We start from the raw sequence: 19102 nt of genomic DNA on the forward strand, positions 1-19102 counted from the left end.
GGTTTAAGAAACCTAACTCAAACTATCTTTATTTAGTAATTTTTAATTTCTTTAATTTTTTAATGTCGGGGTAAGTTGGGAAATTAGATTCCAACACCCGCAAATTTTCCTGCGCTAATTCCTGTAGGCCCAAGATTTTATACCCTCGTACAATAATGCTTAAAGCTTCAGGAATTGCGAGCGTACGCTGATAGTTCTCAATAACGTATTTGGCTCGATTAATAGCCCCAATATAAACGCCTCGGCGCATGTAGTATTGAGCTATATTAACTTCATGCTGAGCTAGGCGATTGCGTAGATAGACAATGCGTTGAGCGCTATCCTGGGCATATTGGCTCTTTGGGAAGCGTTTAACAAGGGTTTTGAAATCTTTTAACGCTTCCTCAGCAGAGGCTGGATCTCGCTGGGTTTCATCTTGAGGAACATATTTTTGGATAACCCCAACCCCTCGCTCAAAGTTAACTAACCCTTTAAGATACAGGGCGTAGTCCATATGATCATTTAAGGGATAGAGGTGAATAAACCGATCCAATGCCGCTAGAGCCGATTCTGGCTCATTAGACTTATAATAAGCATAAGCAGATTCTAGTAATGCTTGTTGAGCGTAAGCCCCAAAGGGATAGCGAGATTCTAGCTGCTCATAGAGCTTAGCTGCTTTTTGATAATCCCCTACATCTAACGCCGATTTAGCTTCGGCATAGTATCGTTCTACTGTCCAATCATTTTCTTTTTTCTCTTTTGAAGCCTGTTTTTTATCTGATGTATGCTTTTTATCTCCACCAAATAACGAAGAGCAGCCAGCTAAAGAGAGTATTAACAATAAAAGAAGAAAACTAAGCGTTCGCATATAATTAGACTATCTCAACTGAATAAGCAGAGGAAGTTTATACTTAAATTAGGAATGAAGCCTATTGTTATCATACCTCGCTGTCATAACGGTTAATGTTTCTCCCGTATTAGCAGTATGTTTTACGTTGACACTGGCAGGGGAGTCGGTGGTGGGGCAGAATTTATCTGTGCCGGCAAAAGCCTCTGAAACGCTGCTAGATATTGCCCATCGCTATGATATTGGCTATAGCGAAATTAAAGCGGCTAACCCAAATATTGGCCTATGGTTACCAATTCCCTCCCGATATGTATTGCTTTAAGCGCCATGGAAAGGGATTGTGATTAGTCTAGCTGAGATGCGATTATATTATTTTCTCCAACCCTCATCGGAGCAGCCAAGGATAGTGATTACCCATCCGATTGGGATTGGGCAAGAAGGCTAGTCTACGCCACTGGGGGTGACTTCTGTGGTAGGTAAAAAAAGGATCCGGTATGGACTCGCCAGAATCGATACGATTAGCTCGTGAGGCTGACGGAGCTTCCCTGCCTAGGCGAGTTCTGCCCAGCCCGGGTAATAACCCGCTTAGGAAATTTGCCTTGCGCCTAGGAATGCCCGGTTATTTGATTCATGGGACTAATCGTCCTTGGGGTGTAGGGATGCGGGTAAGTCATGGTTGCGTTCGATTTTATCCAGAGGATATAGAAAAGAGTTGGAACCCCAGTCAATATCGTTTATCAGCCATTTAAAGCTGGAATCAAGAACAATAGCCTGTATCTTGAGGCCCATGCCCCTATCCCTGCTTTAAAGCGAGGAAACCTAATGGATAGGGTTGTGGCTATCATTGCTATAACTGAAAAACCTATTTCCAAGCTTAATTGGAAGTTAGTCCATCAGATCGCTAGCCAGCATACTGGGATGGCGACTCCAAATAATTACTTTGGATGATTAGAAATTTTCGGGGTTAGCTGCTTACGTGTCGCAATTATCGGTTTATTTACATTCACCGGCTTAGCTCCTGCCAGGTGGCTCACTGCGTTTTTCCTGCTTCATCGGAGCCTTCATGGTCACTTGGGCTTGCCAAAAAGCTATCGTCGAGTTGTTGTGCTCCTCCATAGGCCTTACTTCCCGCGCTCCTCGCGGTAACCCTAGATGGAAAAGCATCCTATAACAGAAAAACACCACAATCAATACGCTTTATTGTGCCCTCACGCCCGGTGCTCCAATACATTGCTGGGGGGCGTTGCGCACCTTTGCGCTTCTTCAAAATCTTTATTTTTTCATCGCTTTTTCAAACATGCGATCTGCTTTAGCGCAGCACTGGGTGACGGCGTTAAGTGCCTTATCGGCAGTTTGTTGAGCAGTATCGGTCTTGGAGGAGATCTCCTCAATAGAGTCTGAGGCAAATTTAGCCGATCTTTGCGCCTCTTGGGCGGTCTCTTGCGCTTGATCAGCGCTCTTTTGTGCTGCCTGAACAAGGGTTTCTAGCCGTTTTATTTCGCTGGTTTTACCCGTAAACCAGCTAGTACAAGCGCCAAGCGGTAGTAAAAGAATGGTGATAGTGCTGAGTTTTAGAGTGCTATAAAAATTTTTTCTTATCATATATCTCTTTAGGTTAAGAAGATAAGCTTTAAAAATTTTTCTAGCTTGCCTTAACAGCGTATTTTAAAAGCTAGCAGGAAAAATGAAAAAAATCCAATTTTTAGTCATTGCCTTGGATAGAGACTTTAACCAGCGTATCATATAGCAATATTTACTAAGGTTACCTACCCGGTAATAGCCTCGGCTATTTTATTTTATCTGATGAAAGGCTCTATTTTATGCATCCCCTCCTTAATATTGCAGTGCGCGCAGCACGAAGTGCTGGTAATTTAATTGTTCGTTCCCTAGATCGAGTCGATCACCTAGAAGTTACGGTAAAGGGGCGTAATGATTTTGTCAGCGATGTTGATCGCCGTGCTGAGCAAGAAATTATAAATATTATCCATAAAGCTTACCCAGATCATCAGATTCTAGCTGAGGAGGGAACTGGGCAAGCGGGGAAAAAAGAAGAGGATATTGTCTGGATTATTGACCCGCTAGATGGCACCACTAACTTTCTCCATAGTTTTCCTCAGTTTTCTATCTCCATTGGCATCAAGCATAGAGACTGGCTGCAGCATGCAGTGGTCTATGATCCTTTACGGCAAGAGCTATTTACTGCTTCTCGGGGAAATGGTGCTCACCTGAATGATCGGCGGATAAGAGTCAGCCGGCAAAAAGGATTGGAGGGCGCTTTACTAGGAACGGGCTTTCCCTTTAAAAAACATCAATATCTGGACTGTTATCTTACGACCTTTAGAGCCTTATTTCAGTACGCGAGCGATATCCGACGACCCGGATCTGCTGCTTTAGATCTGGCCTATGTAGCTGCAGGTCGTTTAGATGGTTTTTGGGAGCTTGATCTGGCCCAGTGGGATATTGCCGCTGGAGTACTACTCATCCAAGAATCGGGGGGAATTGTTACTGATTTTGCGGGAGGCCATGATTTTTTAACTACGGGTCATGTGATCGCAGGAAACCCAGCAGTTCATAAGGCTATCCTCCAGACTATCCAGCCGTTGATAATCGATGATCTACGTTAGTTAACACACACTTATTCTTAAATTACCTAGGGATTTAATTACATTGGTTGCCTTATATGCTCAATAAACTTCGTAATATTGCCATTATTGCCCATGTAGATCATGGTAAAACCACTTTAGTGGATCAGCTCCTGAAACAGTCCGGTACTTTTGGGGAGTGGGAAACAGTAGCAGAGCGAGTGCTTGATTCTAATGATATTGAGCGGGAACGCGGTATTACCATTTTGGCTAAAAATACGGCCATTGAGTGGAATGATTACCGGATTAATATTGTGGATACTCCCGGTCATGCAGATTTTGGCGGCGAGGTAGAACGGGTACTTTCCATGGTGGATTCAGTGCTGTTGTTGGTGGATGCGGTGGATGGTCCTATGCCTCAAACCCGTTTTGTCACCCAGAAAGCGTTTGCCATGGGTCTACATCCTATTGTGGTCATCAATAAAATTGATCGACCCGGTAGTCGCCCAAGCTGGGTATTGGATCAAACCTTTGATCTGTTTGACCGTTTAGGCGCTACCGAGAAGCAACTGGATTTTCCCGTAATTTATACCTCAGCCCTACATGGCTATGCGGGGCTTGATCCCCAGGTACGATCTGGGGATATGACTCCGTTGTTTCAGGCCATTATCCACTATGTTTCCCCGCCTGATGTGGATCTAGAAGGTCCGTTTCAGATGCAGATTAGTAGCTTGGATTATAGTAGCTACGTAGGCGCCATTGGCATTGGCCGTATCCAGCGAGGGGTGATAAAAACTAATCTTCCGGTGGAAATTATCGATCGGGAGGGAATCCGGCGTAAAGGGCGGGTATTGCAAGTGATGGGATTTATTGGTCTTAAGCGCACGGAGATCCCAGAAGCGAGGGCTGGCGATATTATTGCAATTTCAGGGATCGATAATTTACGTATTTCTGATACTCTTTGCGATCCTAGTCAAGTGCAAGGGCTACCCCCCCTAACGGTAGATGAACCGACGGTCAGTATGACCTTTCAGGTCAATAATTCCCCGTTTGCAGGCCGAGAAGGTAAATATATTACCAGTCGCCAGCTACGGGATCGTTTATTCCGAGAGCTTATTCATAATGTCGCTTTACGGGTTGAAGAGGGCGAAGATCCAGATAAATTCAAAGTGTCAGGCCGAGGTGAGCTGCATTTATCTATCTTGATTGAGAATATGCGGCGGGAGGGTTACGAGCTGGGGGTATCGCGACCCGAGGTGATTGTTAAAGAAATTGATGGAGAATTGTGTGAACCTTATGAATTATTTGTTGCCGATGTAGAAGAGGAGACTCAAGGGGCAGTGATGGAAAAGCTGGGAGAGCGTAAAGGCGATCTCAGTAATATGGTGCCTGATGGTAAAGGGCGGGTGCGTTTGGAGTATATGATCCCTTCCCGAGGCTTAATTGGGTTTCAGACGGAGTTTATGACTGCGACCTCCGGTACTGGGCTGATGTACCACGTGTTTGATCATTACGGCCCCATTAAAAAAGGCGCGATGGTGTATCGTAACAATGGGGTTTTGATAGCAACGGGGGTGGGTAAAGCCTTGGGCTATGCGTTGTTTAAGCTGCAAGAACGGGGGCGGCTTTTTATCAGCCCAGGGGCTGAAGTCTATGAGGGCATGATTATTGGTATTCACTGTCGGGAAAATGATCTAGTCGTTAATCCTTTAAAGGCTAAGCAGCTGACCAATATCCGCGCGGCGGGGAGTGATGAAAATATTTTGCTCACCCCACCGATACAACTGAGTTTAGAGCAAGCGCTAGAGTTTATTAGCGAAGATGAGTTGGTTGAGGTCACGCCTAAGCATATCCGGTTACGTAAGAAGTTTTTGTTAGAGAATGATAGAAAACGGGCAGCGCGGAGCAAGCTAGCAGCGGGGGAGTGAGTGGATGCAGTTTTTGTTATTGGGGCTGATGCTGTTTTTAGTTTACACGTTGTTAAAAAAACAGCTAAAGAATTACCAAATTGGCCGAAAAAATAAGGAGGAAAAGATCGCCCAATCCATGGTGCGTTGTGCCTATTGTGATGTTTTTTTACCTGAGAATGAGGCACTAACAGCGGGCAAACATTATTTTTGTTGCCGCGAGCACTGGGAATTGGGGTCAAAGCATAAAAAAACATAAATCTAAGGGAGTTTATGGTAAAGGTAAGCAACAATGTAGCAATAGATGCGGATATCGCTTGGCGGCTGTTAATTATTTTCTGCGCTTATCGCTTGCTAATGGTTTCTGCATTTTGGTGTGCTATCGTTATTGAGGTAGCGCCCCCCCTGCTGGGTCAGCTTTATCCTAGTCTATTCTTTGTGACCAGTTTGATCTATGGCGCGGTGGCGATTGTTTTTATGCTGCTGGCCGCTACGCGCGTCAGTGGCTTTTATTTTCAGGTACTACTCCAGCTAGGGATCGATATTGGCGTGATTACCCTACTAATGCACGCTAGTGATGGGGTATCCAGTGGCTTAGGGATGCTGTTAATCATGGTGATTGCGGCTGGAGGAATTTTAATCTCTGGTTATATTGCCACCGCGCTAGCAGCTATAGCCGCCTTAGCCGTGCTGTTTGAGCATTCTTATCTGGTTTTTTTCCAAGGGATTGATACCGATAGCCATTATACCCAAGCGGGTTTATTAGGCATGGCTTTTTTCGCTACCGCATTACTCTCCCAAGTATTGATGGCTAGAGCGCGTAAAAGCGAAAAGCTAGTGGTGCAACGAGAGCGGGATCTAGCCAATTTAGATCAGCTCAATGAATATATTGTGCAGCAGTTGAAAGTAGGGGTTTTAGTGGTGGCTCATAATGGCGCTATCCGGCTTATCAACCAGATGGGACGAGAATTATTAGCCTTACCAGCGAAAGAATCTCTTAAGCATTTATCCATAAAATTAATCCCCTCCTTGGCGGATCGGTTCACCGAATGGCAACAAAATCCTACGTGGTATCAACCTAAAACGATTTATGTCGATTTAAACCAACCTGAGATCCAAGTTAAATTCATTAGCTTAGGTGCTTCTTATGGAACTTTGATCTTTTTAGAGGATACCTCAGTCATTGCTCGCCAAGCCCAGCAGCTTAAGCTGGCTTCTTTAGGCCGGTTAACCGCCAGTATTGCCCATGAAATCCGTAATCCTTTAGGCGCTATTAGCCACGCCGCTCAACTGCTGGATGAATCTGCTGCTTTGCACCATACCGATGAACGTCAGCTGTTAAAGATTATCTTAAGTCATTGTGATCGGGTTAACAGTATTATTAAAAACGTGTTACAACTTGGCTATCAAGGCCCAAGTTTATTGGATTCCATCGCCTTAAAGCCATGGTTAACGAGTTTTCTGGAAGAATTTTGTGCCACTAAGGAAATTCACCTAGAGCAAGTGGCTCTGCAGGTAGATCCAGAGCACGCGCAAGCCTATGCCAATCCCTCTCAGCTTTATCAGATTGTCTGGAACCTTTGCGATAATGCGTGGCGGCATGCCCAAGGTTCTGGCTATCCGCCTTATTTCCAAATTATAGCCGGCATAGAAGAGCATAGCCGTCAGGTGTTTTTAGAGGTGATTGATACCGGTTCGGGGGTTCCCAATGAGATTGCTGAGAAAATATTCGAGCCTTTTTTCTCCACTCAAGGTACCGGATTAGGGCTGTATCTAGTACAAGAGTTGTGCGAGCGCAATGGTGCTACCATCCAGTATTTCCCCGGACCCAAGGGCGGAAGCTGTTTTCGGATTTGCTTTATTTCCGGGGCTGAAATTAATGCCCCATGAGGACTTCACCCCTAGCCCTCATTGTTGATGATGAGCCAGATATCCTAGCTCTGCTGGAGCTAACCCTCGCCCCCATGGGGATCCGCTGCCAAAAAGCCGCCAATCTTGAACAGGCGCAGCAATGCCTCCAGCAGCAAGGGTTTAATTTGTGCCTGACGGATATGCGCTTACCCGATGGAGATGGGATTACGCTGGTGAAACACATTAATCAGGCGTATCCCCAACTGCCTGTTGCCGTCATCACCGCCCACGGCAATGTGGAAGCGGCGGTCACGGCGTTAAAATCTGGGGCGTTTGATTTTATTTCCAAACCAGTGGATCTGGGCACTCTCCGTAATTTGGTCAACACCGCCCTGAAATTGCCCTCCACCTATCCGCAAAAAGAGCGCCGGACTCGCCACCAACTACTAGGGGAATCCCCTCCCATGCGGGTCGTGCGCGCCCAGATTGCTAAATTAGCCCGCAGCCAAGCGCCAGTTTATATTAGTGGTGAATCTGGCACCGGCAAAGAGCTAGTGGCGCGGCTCATCCACGCCCAAAGCCCACGTTCGGCAGGGCCGTTTGTACCTGTCAACTGTGGCGCTATCCCGGATTCTTTGCTGGAAAGTGAATTTTTTGGCTATGAAAAAGGCAGTTTTACCGGCGCTCATCGAGACAAGGCGGGATTATTTCAGAGTTCTGAAGGGGGTACGCTGTTTTTAGATGAAGTGGGGGATTTATCCTTAGCTATGCAGGTGAAACTATTGCGCGCCATTCAAGAGCGAGCGGTACGGCCTTTGGGAAGTGCGAGTGAAATCTCAGTAGATGTTCGCATTCTCTCCGCCACTCATCAAGATCTGGCGTTATTAGTTAAGCGGGGAGAATTTCGTCAAGATCTGTTCTATCGGCTGAATATTATTGAGCTGCCTCTGCCGCCCTTAAGAGCGCGATCAACGGATATCCCCGCCTTGGCAGATCATATCCTTACGCGGCTAGCGGCCACGAATCAAATGATCTGTCCCCAACTCACCCCCGAAGCGCTGGCAAAACTCCAAGCCTATCATTTTCCTGGGAATGTGCGGGAGCTAGAAAATATCTTGGAACGGGCGCTGATTTTGCGGGAAGAGGAATTGATTCAGGTGGAGGATCTCCAGTTACCGGTAACTAGCCATGGCCTTAGTTCAACTCTTACGGTTGATTCCTTAGAAAACCGGCTTGAATCTGTGGAAAAACAAGCCATCCTCCACGCTTTAGCCCAGACCGGCTATAACAAAACCGCGGCGGCTAAATTGTTGGGGATCACGTTTCGCGCCCTGCGCTATCGGCTGAAAAAATTGGATCTGGAATAATTGGGGCGGCAACCGCTGCTTTGTTTAAAACCCTCAAATCGGCTTTCCTCAGTCCCGCCTAGGGTGGGGGCTTGCCCTGATTATTGCTTGATTTCCGGTGGGTAAGCGTTATTGGTCTCTAGCTATGGATTCCGCTGTTTTTCTTTATTTATACCCATCCCTATCAATTTCAGTGACGTACTACGTCACTATGGCCCTTGAAGGTCACTGCAAACAAATTTTAGTTCGCTGTTAACGTCTCCCCTTTGTTTCATCGTTGTTAATTGCTTGACGTTTTGCCCTCAATACTGTGATCAAATTCACAAAATAACCCCATTTCTGCTCGTTCATCTCAATGATGGCATTGGGATTGCTTTATATAAAAGCATAGGCAGTTGAGCAAAAACATTCACTGTCTGTTGAAAATTAAATTTTTATCCACGTTATATTTATGATGTAAACGGAGTGAACAATAATGATGAAACAACAAGGTTTTACTTTAATTGAATTAATGATTGCCGTGGCCATTGTGGGCGTGTTAGCGGCGGTGGCTATTCCCCAATACCAGACTTATGTTGCCAAAACTCAGGTGACTCGCGCTATTTCCGAGTCTAGCGCCCTGAAAACTGTGGTTGAGGATTGTCTTAACAATGGTATTCCTGACGGGCAATGCGATCCAGCTGGAAGCCCTTCTGATATTCTTAAAGGCTCTACCCAAGGATCTGAGGTCGCGGTTCAGGGTTCTGGATTTCCACAAGTTACAATAGGAGCTAAAGGAGCTGATAGCACTATTATAGCCACGCTCAGTGCCCAGGACGGTGGCCATGCAGCAACGGCTATCGACGGGGATACAGTGACTTTAACTCGTGATGGTACTACTGGTGCTTGGAAATGTATTTATAGTGGAGCTGCTAAATACAGCCCAGCTAGCTGCCCTGGCACTGCTGCTGGTGGTTAATACCTAAAGGGTATCTTTCATTCAAAGCCATGCTCTATTTACTGGAGCGTGGCTTTTTAGGTTTTACCGTCTTCAGTACGCTGGAGTTTACATACAACATGAACCATATCCAACAGGGTTTTACCTTAATTGAACTGCTGGTAGGGGTCGCTATTTTAGGGGTGATTACCGCCACGGCTGTCCCTTGGTATCGTACTTATCTTCCCCGAACCCAAGTGGCAAGGGCGATTGTGGAGCTGAGCGAGCAGAAGGGGGTAGTAGAACAGTGTTTAGGGGCGGGTTTGCTGAATGTGGGCGCTGGTCTAGGCGCTTGTGATCCCACGGCCATGATTTCCGATATCTTGGCTGGTAATCCTCCTCAAGGATCAACCGTGGCCCCACAAGGAGCGGTGGGCGGGTTTCCCATTATTTCCAGCCCTTTGCAAGAAAATGGCACCACTATTCAAGCTGAATTTGGCAACCAAGCTTCCCCATTTATTCAAGGTAAAACCCTCACTTTCACTCGATCTCAAGGGGGTACATGGCGCTGTCGCTTTAGCGGAGATTCTACATACGCGCCGACTAATTGCCCAGCGGAGCCGTAATCTAGGGTGGCTATAGCGCTAGCTCTCAGGATAAAATTCCTCATCTAGGATTTGTTCTAAACTCCAACCGGTGTGCTCAAAGGCAGGAGGGAAAGCGCTTTTAGCTAAATGCGTCGTCTCCCATGCCGCTTGAGGTACAGCAGCTAAATAAGCCTCTAGTATCGTCTCACCTAATTTTGGCTTAAGGCTTGGATTAGCTTTGAGAACTTGGCTAGCCCTAATCCGCTGCTCATCAATGGTTAACCGCCAACTATTGCTCCGCCGTTTGGGTTGGTATTGCCATTTGAGTAGGTGAGATAGAGTAATAATCAAACGGTTTTTTAGCTCATGGCGTTCACTTCTGCCCATCTCTTCCAATTCCTCGGCAATTTGATTCATATCCACCTCGTGAAATTTTCCTTGCCGTAGTTTTTCTGCGGTTTCGTGAGTCCAAGCGTAGTAATCGGTGTCATGGGTGCTCATGGTGTCATCTCCCAATGTCAGATTTGGGTAGGCGGGGTTAGTCTTGAGGATAAAACGCCTTATCTAATACTTGTTCCACTGTCCAGCCGGTGTGTTCAAAGGCGGCTAGGAATCTGTTTAGATCTAAATTTGTTTCAGCATAAGATTCCAATATAGTCGCTTCTAATTCTGGCTTAAGGCTTGGATTTTTCTTTATCAGCTTTCGGATTCGTGATCTCTGCTCAACGATGGTTCCACGCCAACTATTGCTACGGAAATCAGGCCGATATTGCCACTTAAGCAAGTGAGCGATGAGTACAATTAATCGTAATCGGTTCTCCAATTGCTCTAATTGGTTTTTCCCCATATCTTCAATTTCTTCAATAATCACCCCCATATCTACCTCAGTAAATCGACCTTGTCTTAGAAGCTTAGCAGTTTCTTGAGTCCAACCGTAAAAATCAGTCTTATAGGTGCTCATGATTTCTTCTCTCAAGGGTTTAGGGGTCGGCGGGGGTTAATCTTCAGGGTAAAAGATCTCATCTAACACCTGTTCTATCATCCAGTTTGTTTGCTCAAAGGCAGCAGGAAAGGTTTCTTCAGTGAGATTAGTTTCTCGGGCAGCCTGCATCAAGGCTGGGATATAGGCTTCTAAAACAGCCTCGCTTAGTTTAGGTTTAAGACTTGGATTTTTTCTAAGTACCCGTTTAACCCGAAATCGCTGCTCTTTAATGGTTAATCGCCAGCTATTGCCTCTGCGATCAGGTTGATATTGCCATTTGAGTAGGTGGGCTAAAATAATAATCAAACGGTTTTCAAGCTCACCTAGTTCACTTCTGCCCATCTCTTCCAGCTCCTCAGCAATTTGATTCATATCCACCTCGTTAAATTTCTCTTGGCGTAGTTTGGCTGCGGTTTCATAGGTCCAGGCGTAGTAGTCCGTGTTATAAGTGCTCATGGGTTAACCTCTCAGGGGCTGAAGAATAAAAATCCAATGTAATGGGGCGTTAGCTTTCAGGATAAAACTCATCATCTAGCACTTGTTCTACCATCCAGTTTGTTTGTTCAAAAGTAGGGGGGAAAGTATTTTTAGCTAAATGAGTTTCTCTAGCAGCTTGTGGTATGGCAATAAGGTAAGCTTCTGATGCTGACTCAGCCAATTTAGGCTTAAGACTTGGGTTTTGTTTAAGTACCCGCCTAATTCTAACTCTCTGTTCGTCAATAGTCAGTCTCCAGCTATTGCCTCTGCGATCAGGTTGGTATTGCCATTTGAGCAGATGAGCCAATAATACGGCGAGGCGGTTTTCAAGTTCATGGCGTTCACTTCTGCCCATCTCTTCCAGCTCCTCAGCAATTTGATTCATATCCACCTCGTTAAATTTCCCTTGCCGTAGTTTAGCTGCGGTTTCATAGGTCCAGGCGTAGTAATCCGTGTCGTGAGTGCTCATTAATCTATTCTCCTTAGAATTAAAATCTGCGCTTGATAACCCCACTAATTATTATGGCATGCTTAATATTTTTAGATGATTATCTTAAAGTGCGGGGTAAAACTTAAGCTTAATCGGCTAAAGCAATCTATGAGTACCTATAAAACTGATTGTTATGCGTAGCCCTAAGAGATGGCCATGAAGCCCCGCCAAGGTCGATTTGAGGAAGTGGAGAATATAGGAAAAAGCGAGCTGAGGGTCGATTAATAAAGCATTAAAATCAACCCCAGCCTAAAACCTAAACTAAGGAGGTCTATAAGGTTATCCTTGAGACTGATTTAGATGAATCGGTATTTCCTGCTGCTTTTGATCACACAGGTAGGTTGGACGTGAGATCAGGTACTGGATATAGCATGGCTACCAGACTAGGGTTGGCCAGTTGATTAATAACTACATTGCACTGGAGTGATTAAAAATTCTCCAATCAGCTGGTGATCACTGCCGTAAAAAACATAGTGAGCGTTAATCCCATTTTCAAAATATAGCGCCATATCTGGGCTATTGCAGGCTAAATCCACCGCTCTGGGTTTCATCTTATTCACAAATTCACGGCTATTAAAGCTGCTGGCGACTCGGTTTATTTTGTCGTAGTTATATTTTAACTCTCCTTCAAGGGCTTCAACTTTGCTCAGTTTAGTCTCATGATCCACCATTCTTGGGAGATTTTTATTAATTTGATCTGCGATAATGGCTAAAACGGCTTGGGTATGTAATTCTTCTGCCGTGACTTTTTTGCCGGTAGGCAACACAATACCCCCTGCATCTAGCCAGTAGGTTTTCACTGCAAATAGTCCTACCAAGATAAGAGGAAAGAAAAGCAGCGCATATTTTTTAATTTTGTTCATAATTTAACCTCTAATAAACAAGTGATAGTCTTAATTTCTAAGCGTAAAATTAGACTGGAATCAGTATATCAGAATCATTTATTCATATCGCAAGGCTTCAATGGGATCTAGTCTTGCCGCTTTCTTAGCCGGGAAATAGCCAAAAACAACCCCCACAGCGGCTGAAAACAAAAAAGCTAAGATCACAATGCTGGGCTTGAGTATAAAGGGAACTTGTAAGACACTGCTTAACCCTAGAGAGGCGATAAGCGCTAGTAAAATACCCATTAAGCCTCCGAAAGAAGACAAAACCACCGCCTCAATTAAAAACTGAAGCAAAACCTCCCGCTCAAGGGCACCAATGGCCAGACGAATACCGATCTCTCGGGTACGTTCAGTCACTGATACCAGCATAATATTCATGATCCCAATCCCACCTACTAACAGACTCACAGCGGCTACCGCCCCCAATAAGGTGGTCATCACTTGCGTGGTACCGGTGAGCATTTTGGTGATCTCCTTCATGTCTCGAACGGAAAAATTATTCTCTTTTGAAGGAGTAATATGACGGCGTTTGCGCAGCAATTGTTCAATATCCCGTTGGGCTTTTAAAGTTGAAACCTTCTCTTGAACTGATACTTGGATTAAAGGAATATCTTGATTGCCGGCAATACGGCGCTGGAGAGTACGTAAAGGAATCAAAATAATATCATCCTGATCTGAGCCCATCATGGACTGACCTTTGGCTTCTAAAAGCCCCATGACTTGGCAGGAGATCTTTTGCAGGCGGATATGACTACCAATTGGATTTTGATCCCCAAATAGCTTTTCTTTCACCGTGGCACCTAGAATGCAGAGCGCTTTCCCCGCCCGCAGTTCACTGTCAAGAAAAGCTCTTCCTATCTCAATGGTTTGATTGCGAACCGTAAAATAATGGCTATCAATACCGGTGACGGTGGTGGACCAGTTGGTGTTACCGAAAATGGCTGTTAAGGGATAGGAGGCAGAGGGCGCCACTGCGGCGATAGTGTCAATCTCCCGGGCAATAGCCTCAGAATCTCGGAGACTAAAAGGCGGGGCTACGGAAGACAGTCCCGGTCCCATTCTCTGGCCCGGGCGAATGATTAATAAATTACTCCCGAGACTGGCAATTTGTTCAGTAATGCGGGCGGTGGCACCGCTGCCTAGGGTGACCATGGTAATCACCGCTGCTACGCCGATGACAATACCTAAAATAGTCAGAAAGGAACGCATCAGATTACGGCGAATTTCGCGCCAAGCTAGTAGAAAGGCATTCCACCACATGGAGCTATTTTAGCTGAAGTTGATCGGATTCGATGCGGCCATCCATAAAATAAATAATACGCTTAGCATAGGCGGCGATATCGGCTTCATGGGTTACCATCACAATGGTGATGCCTTGATCATGATTCAAAGATACCAGTAATTCCATAATTTCATGGCTGCGGGCTGTATCCAGATTACCCGTCGGCTCATCAGCAAATAACACTTGCGGTTGGGTCACAATGGCCCTAGCAATGGCAACGCGCTGCTGCTGGCCGCCGGAAAGCTCACTGGGGGTATGGTGCTCCCAACCGCTTAAACCCACGGTAGCTAAAGCGGCTTTGGCTTGCTCGTGACGTTCTGTGGTGGAGATACCGCGATAGATCAGGGGTAGTTCTACGTTCTCAAGGGCTGAAGTGCGGGCTAAGAGATTAAAGCCTTGGAATACAAATCCTAAATAATGGCGGCGTAATCGGGCGAGCTGATCACGGGATAATCGGTTCAGCTCAACTCCTTTAAAGAGATAGGTTCCGGAAGTGGGCGTATCTAGGCAGCCTAGAATATTTAAGCAGGTGGATTTTCCCGATCCACTATGGCCCATGACGGCGATAAAATCCCCAGTCTCTATCTGCAGATCGACTTTCCGCAAAGCTTGCATGGCTACTCGGCCTGTACCATACGTTTTGGTGACTTTTTGTAGGGCAATAAGCGGTTGGGGCATCTGCTTGTCCGTGAGATTATGAAGGGTGACTCATGGCTTCAACAATGATATCCATACTGGGTTTAATTTCACCGTCTAATACCTGCGTTAAAGTGCCATCTGTAGCCCCTAGAGTCACGGGAATTGGGAGTGGTTGCCCATCTTCCATAATCCAGACTGGTTGCTGTTTTGGATTATTGTTATGGTCCTCCAGCTGATGTTTACGGACGGTAGCCCGGGAAGAGAAGGGAAATAGATAGCTAATTAACCCTTGGCGCGCACGAGTAGGCTGATTTTGTATCGGCGGGGTAAAACGTAACGCTTTATTGGGAATGAGGAGCGCATTTTCTATTTTTTTTACCACAATATCTGCGGTGGCCGTCATTCCCGGTCGTAGCAATAAACCTGAGTTATCCACGCTCAACAAAGTCTCATAGGTAATTACGCCTTCAATCTCCAGTGCGCCATAGCGAACTTGGGTAATTTGAGCGGGAAAAATTCGATCTGGATAGGCATCAACGGTGAAAGTAGCCTGTTGTCCTTGATTAACTTGACCTATATCAGCTTCATCTACATTGACGTACAGTACCATCTGGGTCAGGCTTTCAGCTAAAGTGAAGAGTACGGGAGTTTGAAAAGAGGCGGCTACTGTTTGCCCTGGCTCCACCCCGCGCGTTAAGACGATACCGTCGATAGGAGAGCGGATAATCATTTTTTTCAGATCGGTTTCTTGGGTACTGAGGGTAGCGCGAGCCATAGCGATTTGCGCCCGCATGCTAGTTTCTATTGCCTGTCCACGGGCGTAAGCGGCTTGATAGGTGTCTAGATCTTCTAGGGAGCATAATTGTCGTTTTGCCAATTTTTGGCAGCGCTCAAAACGTAACCGCGTTTCTAAAACGGTAGCTTGGGCTTCTTGCAGGCTTGCTTTTGCGGCATCGAGGGAAGCCTGAGCTTGAATAACTTGAGTCTGTAGGCGATCCGTATTAAGCCGTGCCAATATCTGTCCTTGTTTAATGTGATCATTGTAATCTACCACTACAGTTTCAATAGTGCCGGAAAGCTCGCTGCCCACATCTACCTGATTGACGGGCTTTAAGGTTCCTGTGGCAGTGACCGTCACAATTAAGTTCCCTTGCTGTACTGAGCTGGTATTAAACTGAGTCCCGGTATTATTATGGGCCGTTTGGCGGGCAATAATCGTTCCAGCTAATGTTAGGGCGAGGGCAATGATAACCCATATTCTCCAGCGTTTTCGGTGACTGGTTTGTTGTGTTAAGCCTAAAACTTGGTTGATCTCATCAATGTTAGGGCTATGGGTTGCTATAGACGAAAGCGTAGAGGAGCGAGGTGGGGAGGGTAGCGCGTTTTCCATTGGGTTTTTGATCGCTATTTTCAAATGAAAACAAGTTTAACACTAGATTAAAATGGCCTTGACGGAAATAATTTTAGGATAATTTAGAAGTTTAATAATTAGAGGTTAAGAAGAAGGCATTATCCTTTGTTATTGGATAAAATGATGGCCTAATTAAGCCGACAGTATGGGGTAAAATGAGTTTCCCTAAGAGCGCAGTAGTAAGGATAAATTTGAAAAATGTTTAATGGATAGCAATCAATGAAAAAATTTAAACAATGGCTAGCAAAAATAGTCTTTACCCAAGGAAGAATTGAGGCAAGTAAAATAAAAAAAGCGGAGCCGGCTAAAATAGATGATTTATTTAGAGCAGCCTATAAGAAATTTTCCTCAGCCGCCTCATTTGATGCCGATAACGCCGAAGTTCTTCACTACTGGGGATCGGTGCTTTATGAACAATCCCAATATAAAGAGGGCAAAGAAGTTAAAGAACTTTGCCAAGGTGCCTGTGAGAAATTTGGAGCAGCCCTTAAACTTGATCCCAATAATGCTGAAATCATGAATGATTGGGGAGCAGCCTTAATTAGCCGAGCGAGAAATCGACCTGATAAGCACGCAGTTCCTTTTTATAGGGAGGCATGGGAGAAGATTAATGCTGCCGAGGCTTTGAAGCCTGGAGTAGGGGCTTATAATTTAGCCTGTATTTATAGTTTGCAGGGGGATCTACGTCAATCCAAGATGTATATAGAACAAGCCAGAGCTGCTGATAATCTCCCTCCTGTAGCGTACCTTAAAATGGACAGAGATTTGGATAATATAAGGGATGAGGAATGGTTTAAGCATATTATCCAAAGCTTAATTAAGGAGGAAGAAATCCAATCTCAGGTCCGGGAAGCTGAAAAAAAACAGCAAAATAAACCTTGGTGGCGCCGCTTGAAGCGACAAAAGTCGTTATCATAAAGTAGGTAAATAAGTAGAGCCATATGTCTCCTAGCAGAGAAGGCTTTTTGCTGATGATATTTTCTTATTAACTTTAGGCGATGATTGGAGATAGTTCATGGTTTACAGCATGACGGCATTTACCCGTCAAGAAGCACAGGGGGATTTTGGAACTTTTACTTGGGAGCTACGTTCGGTTAATCATCGTTATCTGGAAATAGGGGCACGACTACCCGAGGATCTGCGTTTTATTGAGATACAGGTACGGGAACAAATCAGCCGTCATCTTAGACGAGGGAAGATAGAATGCTCCCTGCGCTATAAAGCTCCCATAGAGGAGGCCGCTAGGTTTTCCCTAGATGAATCCATAGCTCGATCATTGATTCGACTTTGTGAGGAGGTCAATAATTTAACTCATGGTTCTGCGCCTTTAAACAGCTTAGAGTTATTACGTTGGCCTGGGATATTAAAGACCTCAGCCCCTGATACGGAAAAATTGAAAACTGAGGCCTTGGCTACCTTGGAAAAAGCTATCAATGAGATATTGATCACCCGGGCTAGGGAAGGAGAACGTTTAGGTGCTTTTATTCTTCAACGCTGTGAAGAAATTGAATCTATCTTGAGGCGGATACAAACCCATTTACCACAGATAATGAATCGCTTTCAAGAACGGTTACGTACCCGTTTGGAGACAATTCAAGCCCCTTTAGATCCGGGGCGACTGGAGCAAGAGTTGGTATTTTTTGCCCAAAAAAGCGATGTTGCAGAGGAGTTAGATCGTCTACAAACCCATATTGTTGAAATTCGGCAAGTATTTAAGCGAAAGGAGCCTGTGGGTCGACGGTTAGATTTTTTAATGCAGGAGCTTAATCGAGAGGCGAATACTTTAGGAGCTAAATCGGCTGATGTAGGCATTAATCAGGATGCAGTTGAGCTTAAAGTGCTGATTGAGCAAATGCGGGAGCAAATCCAGAATATTGAATAATTTAACGAGAGTAGGGTTTTTTAAGATTAGCTATATTTTTTTATCTTCACGTAAATCATGTTTGGCAATTTATTTATCATTGCAGCACCCTCTGGGGCTGGAAAAACTAGTTTGGTTAAAGCGTTGGTCAGTTCTGTAACTGGGGTTTATTTTTCGGTTTCTCATACCACTCGGTTACCTCGACTCGGGGAGCAGGATGGGGTGGATTATCATTTCGTTGATGAAGAAGTCTTTAAAGTAATGGCGCAAGCGGGCGCTTTTCTGGAGCACGCTCGAGTTTTTGACCATTACTATGGTACGGCTTACCAAAGCGTGAGTGAGCTTTTGGAGCAAGGACTAGATGTTATCCTTGAAATTGATTGGCAGGGGGGCCGTCAGGTGCGGACACGGTTTCCAAATTCAACCAGTATTTTTATTTTGCCACCTTCTCAGCAGGCTTTGGAAGGTAGGCTTAATCTTCGGGGGCAAGATAAAGGAACCGTCATTGCTCGGAGGATGCGGGATGCTCGTGCTGAAATCTCTCACTATAGTGAGTTTGATTATTTGATAGTCAATGAGGAGTTTAGAACGGCATTAGAGGATTTAAGCGCTATTATTCGGAGTCAGCGCTTATTGCGCCAGAGGCAGGAAGAAAAACTAAAGAGTCTGCTGTATGAGTTATTAGCGTAGGCATTTATAGCCTATGGTGCTGACTTTAGCGTATGATATTCTGAAAGTAGGCGAATTCTGTGCTAAGTCTTAGTTCTATCCATTCAAGGTATGAAAAGGAGGTATTATGGCGCGTTTGACCGTCGAAGATTGTATTAAACATATTGATAACCGGTTTTTGTTAATATTGGCCGCAGCTAAAAGAGCGCGACAGCTGGCTCTTGGAGCGGAACCCTCTGTGCCTTGGGATAAGGATAAACCTACTGTGGTAGCCTTACGTGAGATTGCCGAGGGTCATATCAGTCCTGATATTATGAATGAGATCAACGTGCCTAGATATCTCTAAAAAGGGCATATCGCAAATGAAAATGTCCCCCCGGAGGAAGCCT

General features: G+C 45.2%; 24 protein-coding genes. 14 read left to right on the forward strand and 10 right to left on the reverse strand.

The genetic code is table 11. The features are described from left to right. Nucleotides 1–28 precede the first annotated feature (28 nt). A complete protein-coding gene (locus tag TAO_RS02920; RefSeq protein WP_096526541.1) occupies nucleotides 29–847 on the reverse strand; it encodes an outer membrane protein assembly factor BamD in 819 nt (272 codons plus the stop codon). 64 nt (nucleotides 848–911) lie between these two features. Between TAO_RS02920 and TAO_RS09845 the strand changes: the two genes are divergently transcribed. The 3 genes from TAO_RS09845 to TAO_RS10055 all read left to right on the forward strand — a co-directional run bounded on the left by TAO_RS09845 (nucleotide 912) and on the right by TAO_RS10055 (nucleotide 1774). After that, the gene (locus TAO_RS09845) at nucleotides 912–1148 is read left to right on the forward strand and encodes a LysM peptidoglycan-binding domain-containing protein (protein ID WP_231910553.1); all 237 of its coding nucleotides are present in this window, start codon (nucleotides 912–914) and stop codon (nucleotides 1146–1148) included. 172 nt (nucleotides 1149–1320) lie between these two features. Next, complete coding sequence (locus TAO_RS09850) at nucleotides 1321–1575, forward strand: L,D-transpeptidase (protein ID WP_231910554.1); 255 nt, start codon at nucleotides 1321–1323, stop codon at nucleotides 1573–1575. A gap of 73 nt (nucleotides 1576–1648) precedes the next feature. Beyond that, on the forward strand, nucleotides 1649–1774 hold the full coding sequence (locus TAO_RS10055; RefSeq protein WP_269459378.1) for a hypothetical protein: 126 nt from the start codon (nucleotides 1649–1651) through the stop codon (nucleotides 1772–1774). A gap of 324 nt (nucleotides 1775–2098) precedes the next feature. Here TAO_RS10055 and TAO_RS02930 read toward each other — a convergent pair whose 3' ends face one another. Further along, complete coding sequence (locus TAO_RS02930; protein ID WP_231910555.1) at nucleotides 2099–2428, reverse strand: Lpp/OprI family alanine-zipper lipoprotein; 330 nt, start codon at nucleotides 2426–2428, stop codon at nucleotides 2099–2101. Between the two features lie 218 nt (nucleotides 2429–2646). Between TAO_RS02930 and suhB the strand changes: the two genes are divergently transcribed. The 7 genes from suhB (at nucleotide 2647) to TAO_RS02965 (ending at nucleotide 10054) form a co-directional block, all read left to right on the forward strand. Then, on the forward strand, nucleotides 2647–3450 hold the full coding sequence (gene suhB, locus TAO_RS02935; RefSeq protein WP_096526542.1) for an inositol-1-monophosphatase: 804 nt from the start codon (nucleotides 2647–2649) through the stop codon (nucleotides 3448–3450). 56 nt (nucleotides 3451–3506) lie between these two features. Continuing rightward, nucleotides 3507–5336 carry a translational GTPase TypA gene (gene typA, locus TAO_RS02940; RefSeq protein WP_096526543.1) on the forward strand — a complete coding sequence of 610 codons (1830 nt, stop codon included), beginning with the start codon at nucleotides 3507–3509 and terminating at the stop codon, nucleotides 5334–5336. A 4-nt stretch (nucleotides 5337–5340) separates the two neighbouring features. Further along, on the forward strand, nucleotides 5341–5574 hold the full coding sequence (locus TAO_RS02945; protein ID WP_096526544.1) for a PP0621 family protein: 234 nt from the start codon (nucleotides 5341–5343) through the stop codon (nucleotides 5572–5574). Nucleotides 5575–5588: 14 nt separating this feature from the next. Then, a complete protein-coding gene (locus TAO_RS02950; RefSeq protein WP_096526545.1) occupies nucleotides 5589–7205 on the forward strand; it encodes a two-component system sensor histidine kinase NtrB in 1617 nt (538 codons plus the stop codon). Further along, complete coding sequence (locus TAO_RS02955; RefSeq protein WP_096526546.1) at nucleotides 7202–8533, forward strand: sigma-54-dependent transcriptional regulator; 1332 nt, start codon at nucleotides 7202–7204, stop codon at nucleotides 8531–8533. Before TAO_RS02950 ends, TAO_RS02955 begins: the two co-directional genes overlap by 4 nt. 454 nt (nucleotides 8534–8987) lie before the next feature. Next, complete coding sequence (locus TAO_RS02960; protein ID WP_096526547.1) at nucleotides 8988–9470, forward strand: pilin; 483 nt, start codon at nucleotides 8988–8990, stop codon at nucleotides 9468–9470. Nucleotides 9471–9568: 98 nt separating this feature from the next. Next, nucleotides 9569–10054: a pilin gene (locus tag TAO_RS02965; protein ID WP_172419052.1), complete on the forward strand. Its 486-nt coding sequence runs from the start codon at nucleotides 9569–9571 to the stop codon at nucleotides 10052–10054. 18 nt (nucleotides 10055–10072) lie between these two features. On the opposite strand, the gene TAO_RS02970 is transcribed toward TAO_RS02965, so the two are convergent. The 8 genes from TAO_RS02970 to TAO_RS03005 form a co-directional block, all read right to left on the reverse strand. Next, nucleotides 10073–10516 carry a DUF29 domain-containing protein gene (locus TAO_RS02970; RefSeq protein WP_096526549.1) on the reverse strand — a complete coding sequence of 148 codons (444 nt, stop codon included), beginning with the start codon at nucleotides 10514–10516 and terminating at the stop codon, nucleotides 10073–10075. 37 nt (nucleotides 10517–10553) lie between these two features. Continuing rightward, nucleotides 10554–10976 (reverse strand): DUF29 domain-containing protein, encoded by a 423-nt coding sequence (locus TAO_RS02975; RefSeq protein WP_096526550.1) that lies wholly within the window; start codon nucleotides 10974–10976, stop codon nucleotides 10554–10556. 36 nt (nucleotides 10977–11012) lie between these two features. Further along, the gene (locus TAO_RS02980; protein ID WP_096526551.1) at nucleotides 11013–11453 is read right to left on the reverse strand and encodes a DUF29 domain-containing protein; all 441 of its coding nucleotides are present in this window, start codon (nucleotides 11451–11453) and stop codon (nucleotides 11013–11015) included. A 49-nt stretch (nucleotides 11454–11502) separates the two neighbouring features. Continuing rightward, the gene (locus TAO_RS02985; protein ID WP_096526552.1) at nucleotides 11503–11943 is read right to left on the reverse strand and encodes a DUF29 domain-containing protein; all 441 of its coding nucleotides are present in this window, start codon (nucleotides 11941–11943) and stop codon (nucleotides 11503–11505) included. 422 nt (nucleotides 11944–12365) lie between these two features. After that, a complete protein-coding gene (locus tag TAO_RS02990; RefSeq protein ID WP_096526553.1) occupies nucleotides 12366–12827 on the reverse strand; it encodes a hypothetical protein in 462 nt (153 codons plus the stop codon). A 78-nt stretch (nucleotides 12828–12905) separates the two neighbouring features. Beyond that, complete coding sequence (locus TAO_RS02995) at nucleotides 12906–14111, reverse strand: ABC transporter permease (protein ID WP_096526554.1); 1206 nt, start codon at nucleotides 14109–14111, stop codon at nucleotides 12906–12908. Nucleotides 14112–14115: 4 nt separating this feature from the next. Beyond that, a complete protein-coding gene (locus TAO_RS03000) occupies nucleotides 14116–14811 on the reverse strand; it encodes an ABC transporter ATP-binding protein (RefSeq protein WP_096526555.1) in 696 nt (231 codons plus the stop codon). Nucleotides 14812–14827: 16 nt separating this feature from the next. Then, the gene (locus TAO_RS03005; RefSeq protein WP_096526556.1) at nucleotides 14828–16162 is read right to left on the reverse strand and encodes an efflux RND transporter periplasmic adaptor subunit; all 1335 of its coding nucleotides are present in this window, start codon (nucleotides 16160–16162) and stop codon (nucleotides 14828–14830) included. A 240-nt stretch (nucleotides 16163–16402) separates the two neighbouring features. On the opposite strand from TAO_RS03005, the gene TAO_RS03010 reads away from it, so the two are divergent. The 4 genes from TAO_RS03010 (at nucleotide 16403) to rpoZ (ending at nucleotide 19059) form a co-directional block, all read left to right on the forward strand. After that, nucleotides 16403–17101, forward strand: coding sequence for a TPR end-of-group domain-containing protein (locus TAO_RS03010; protein WP_096526557.1), 699 nt, complete (start codon nucleotides 16403–16405; stop codon nucleotides 17099–17101). Nucleotides 17102–17198: 97 nt separating this feature from the next. Continuing rightward, on the forward strand, nucleotides 17199–18065 hold the full coding sequence (locus TAO_RS03015) for a YicC/YloC family endoribonuclease (protein WP_096526558.1): 867 nt from the start codon (nucleotides 17199–17201) through the stop codon (nucleotides 18063–18065). A 57-nt stretch (nucleotides 18066–18122) separates the two neighbouring features. After that, nucleotides 18123–18734, forward strand: a complete 612-nt coding sequence (gmk, locus tag TAO_RS03020) for a guanylate kinase (protein WP_096526559.1) — start codon at nucleotides 18123–18125, stop codon at nucleotides 18732–18734. A gap of 106 nt (nucleotides 18735–18840) precedes the next feature. Beyond that, nucleotides 18841–19059, forward strand: a complete 219-nt coding sequence (rpoZ, locus tag TAO_RS03025) for a DNA-directed RNA polymerase subunit omega (RefSeq protein WP_096526560.1) — start codon at nucleotides 18841–18843, stop codon at nucleotides 19057–19059. Nucleotides 19060–19102: the final 43 nt, after the last annotated feature.

Source organism: Candidatus Nitrosoglobus terrae (genome assembly GCF_002356115.1).
Taxonomy (GTDB): Bacteria; Pseudomonadota; Gammaproteobacteria; order Nitrosococcales; family Nitrosococcaceae; genus Nitrosoglobus; species Nitrosoglobus terrae.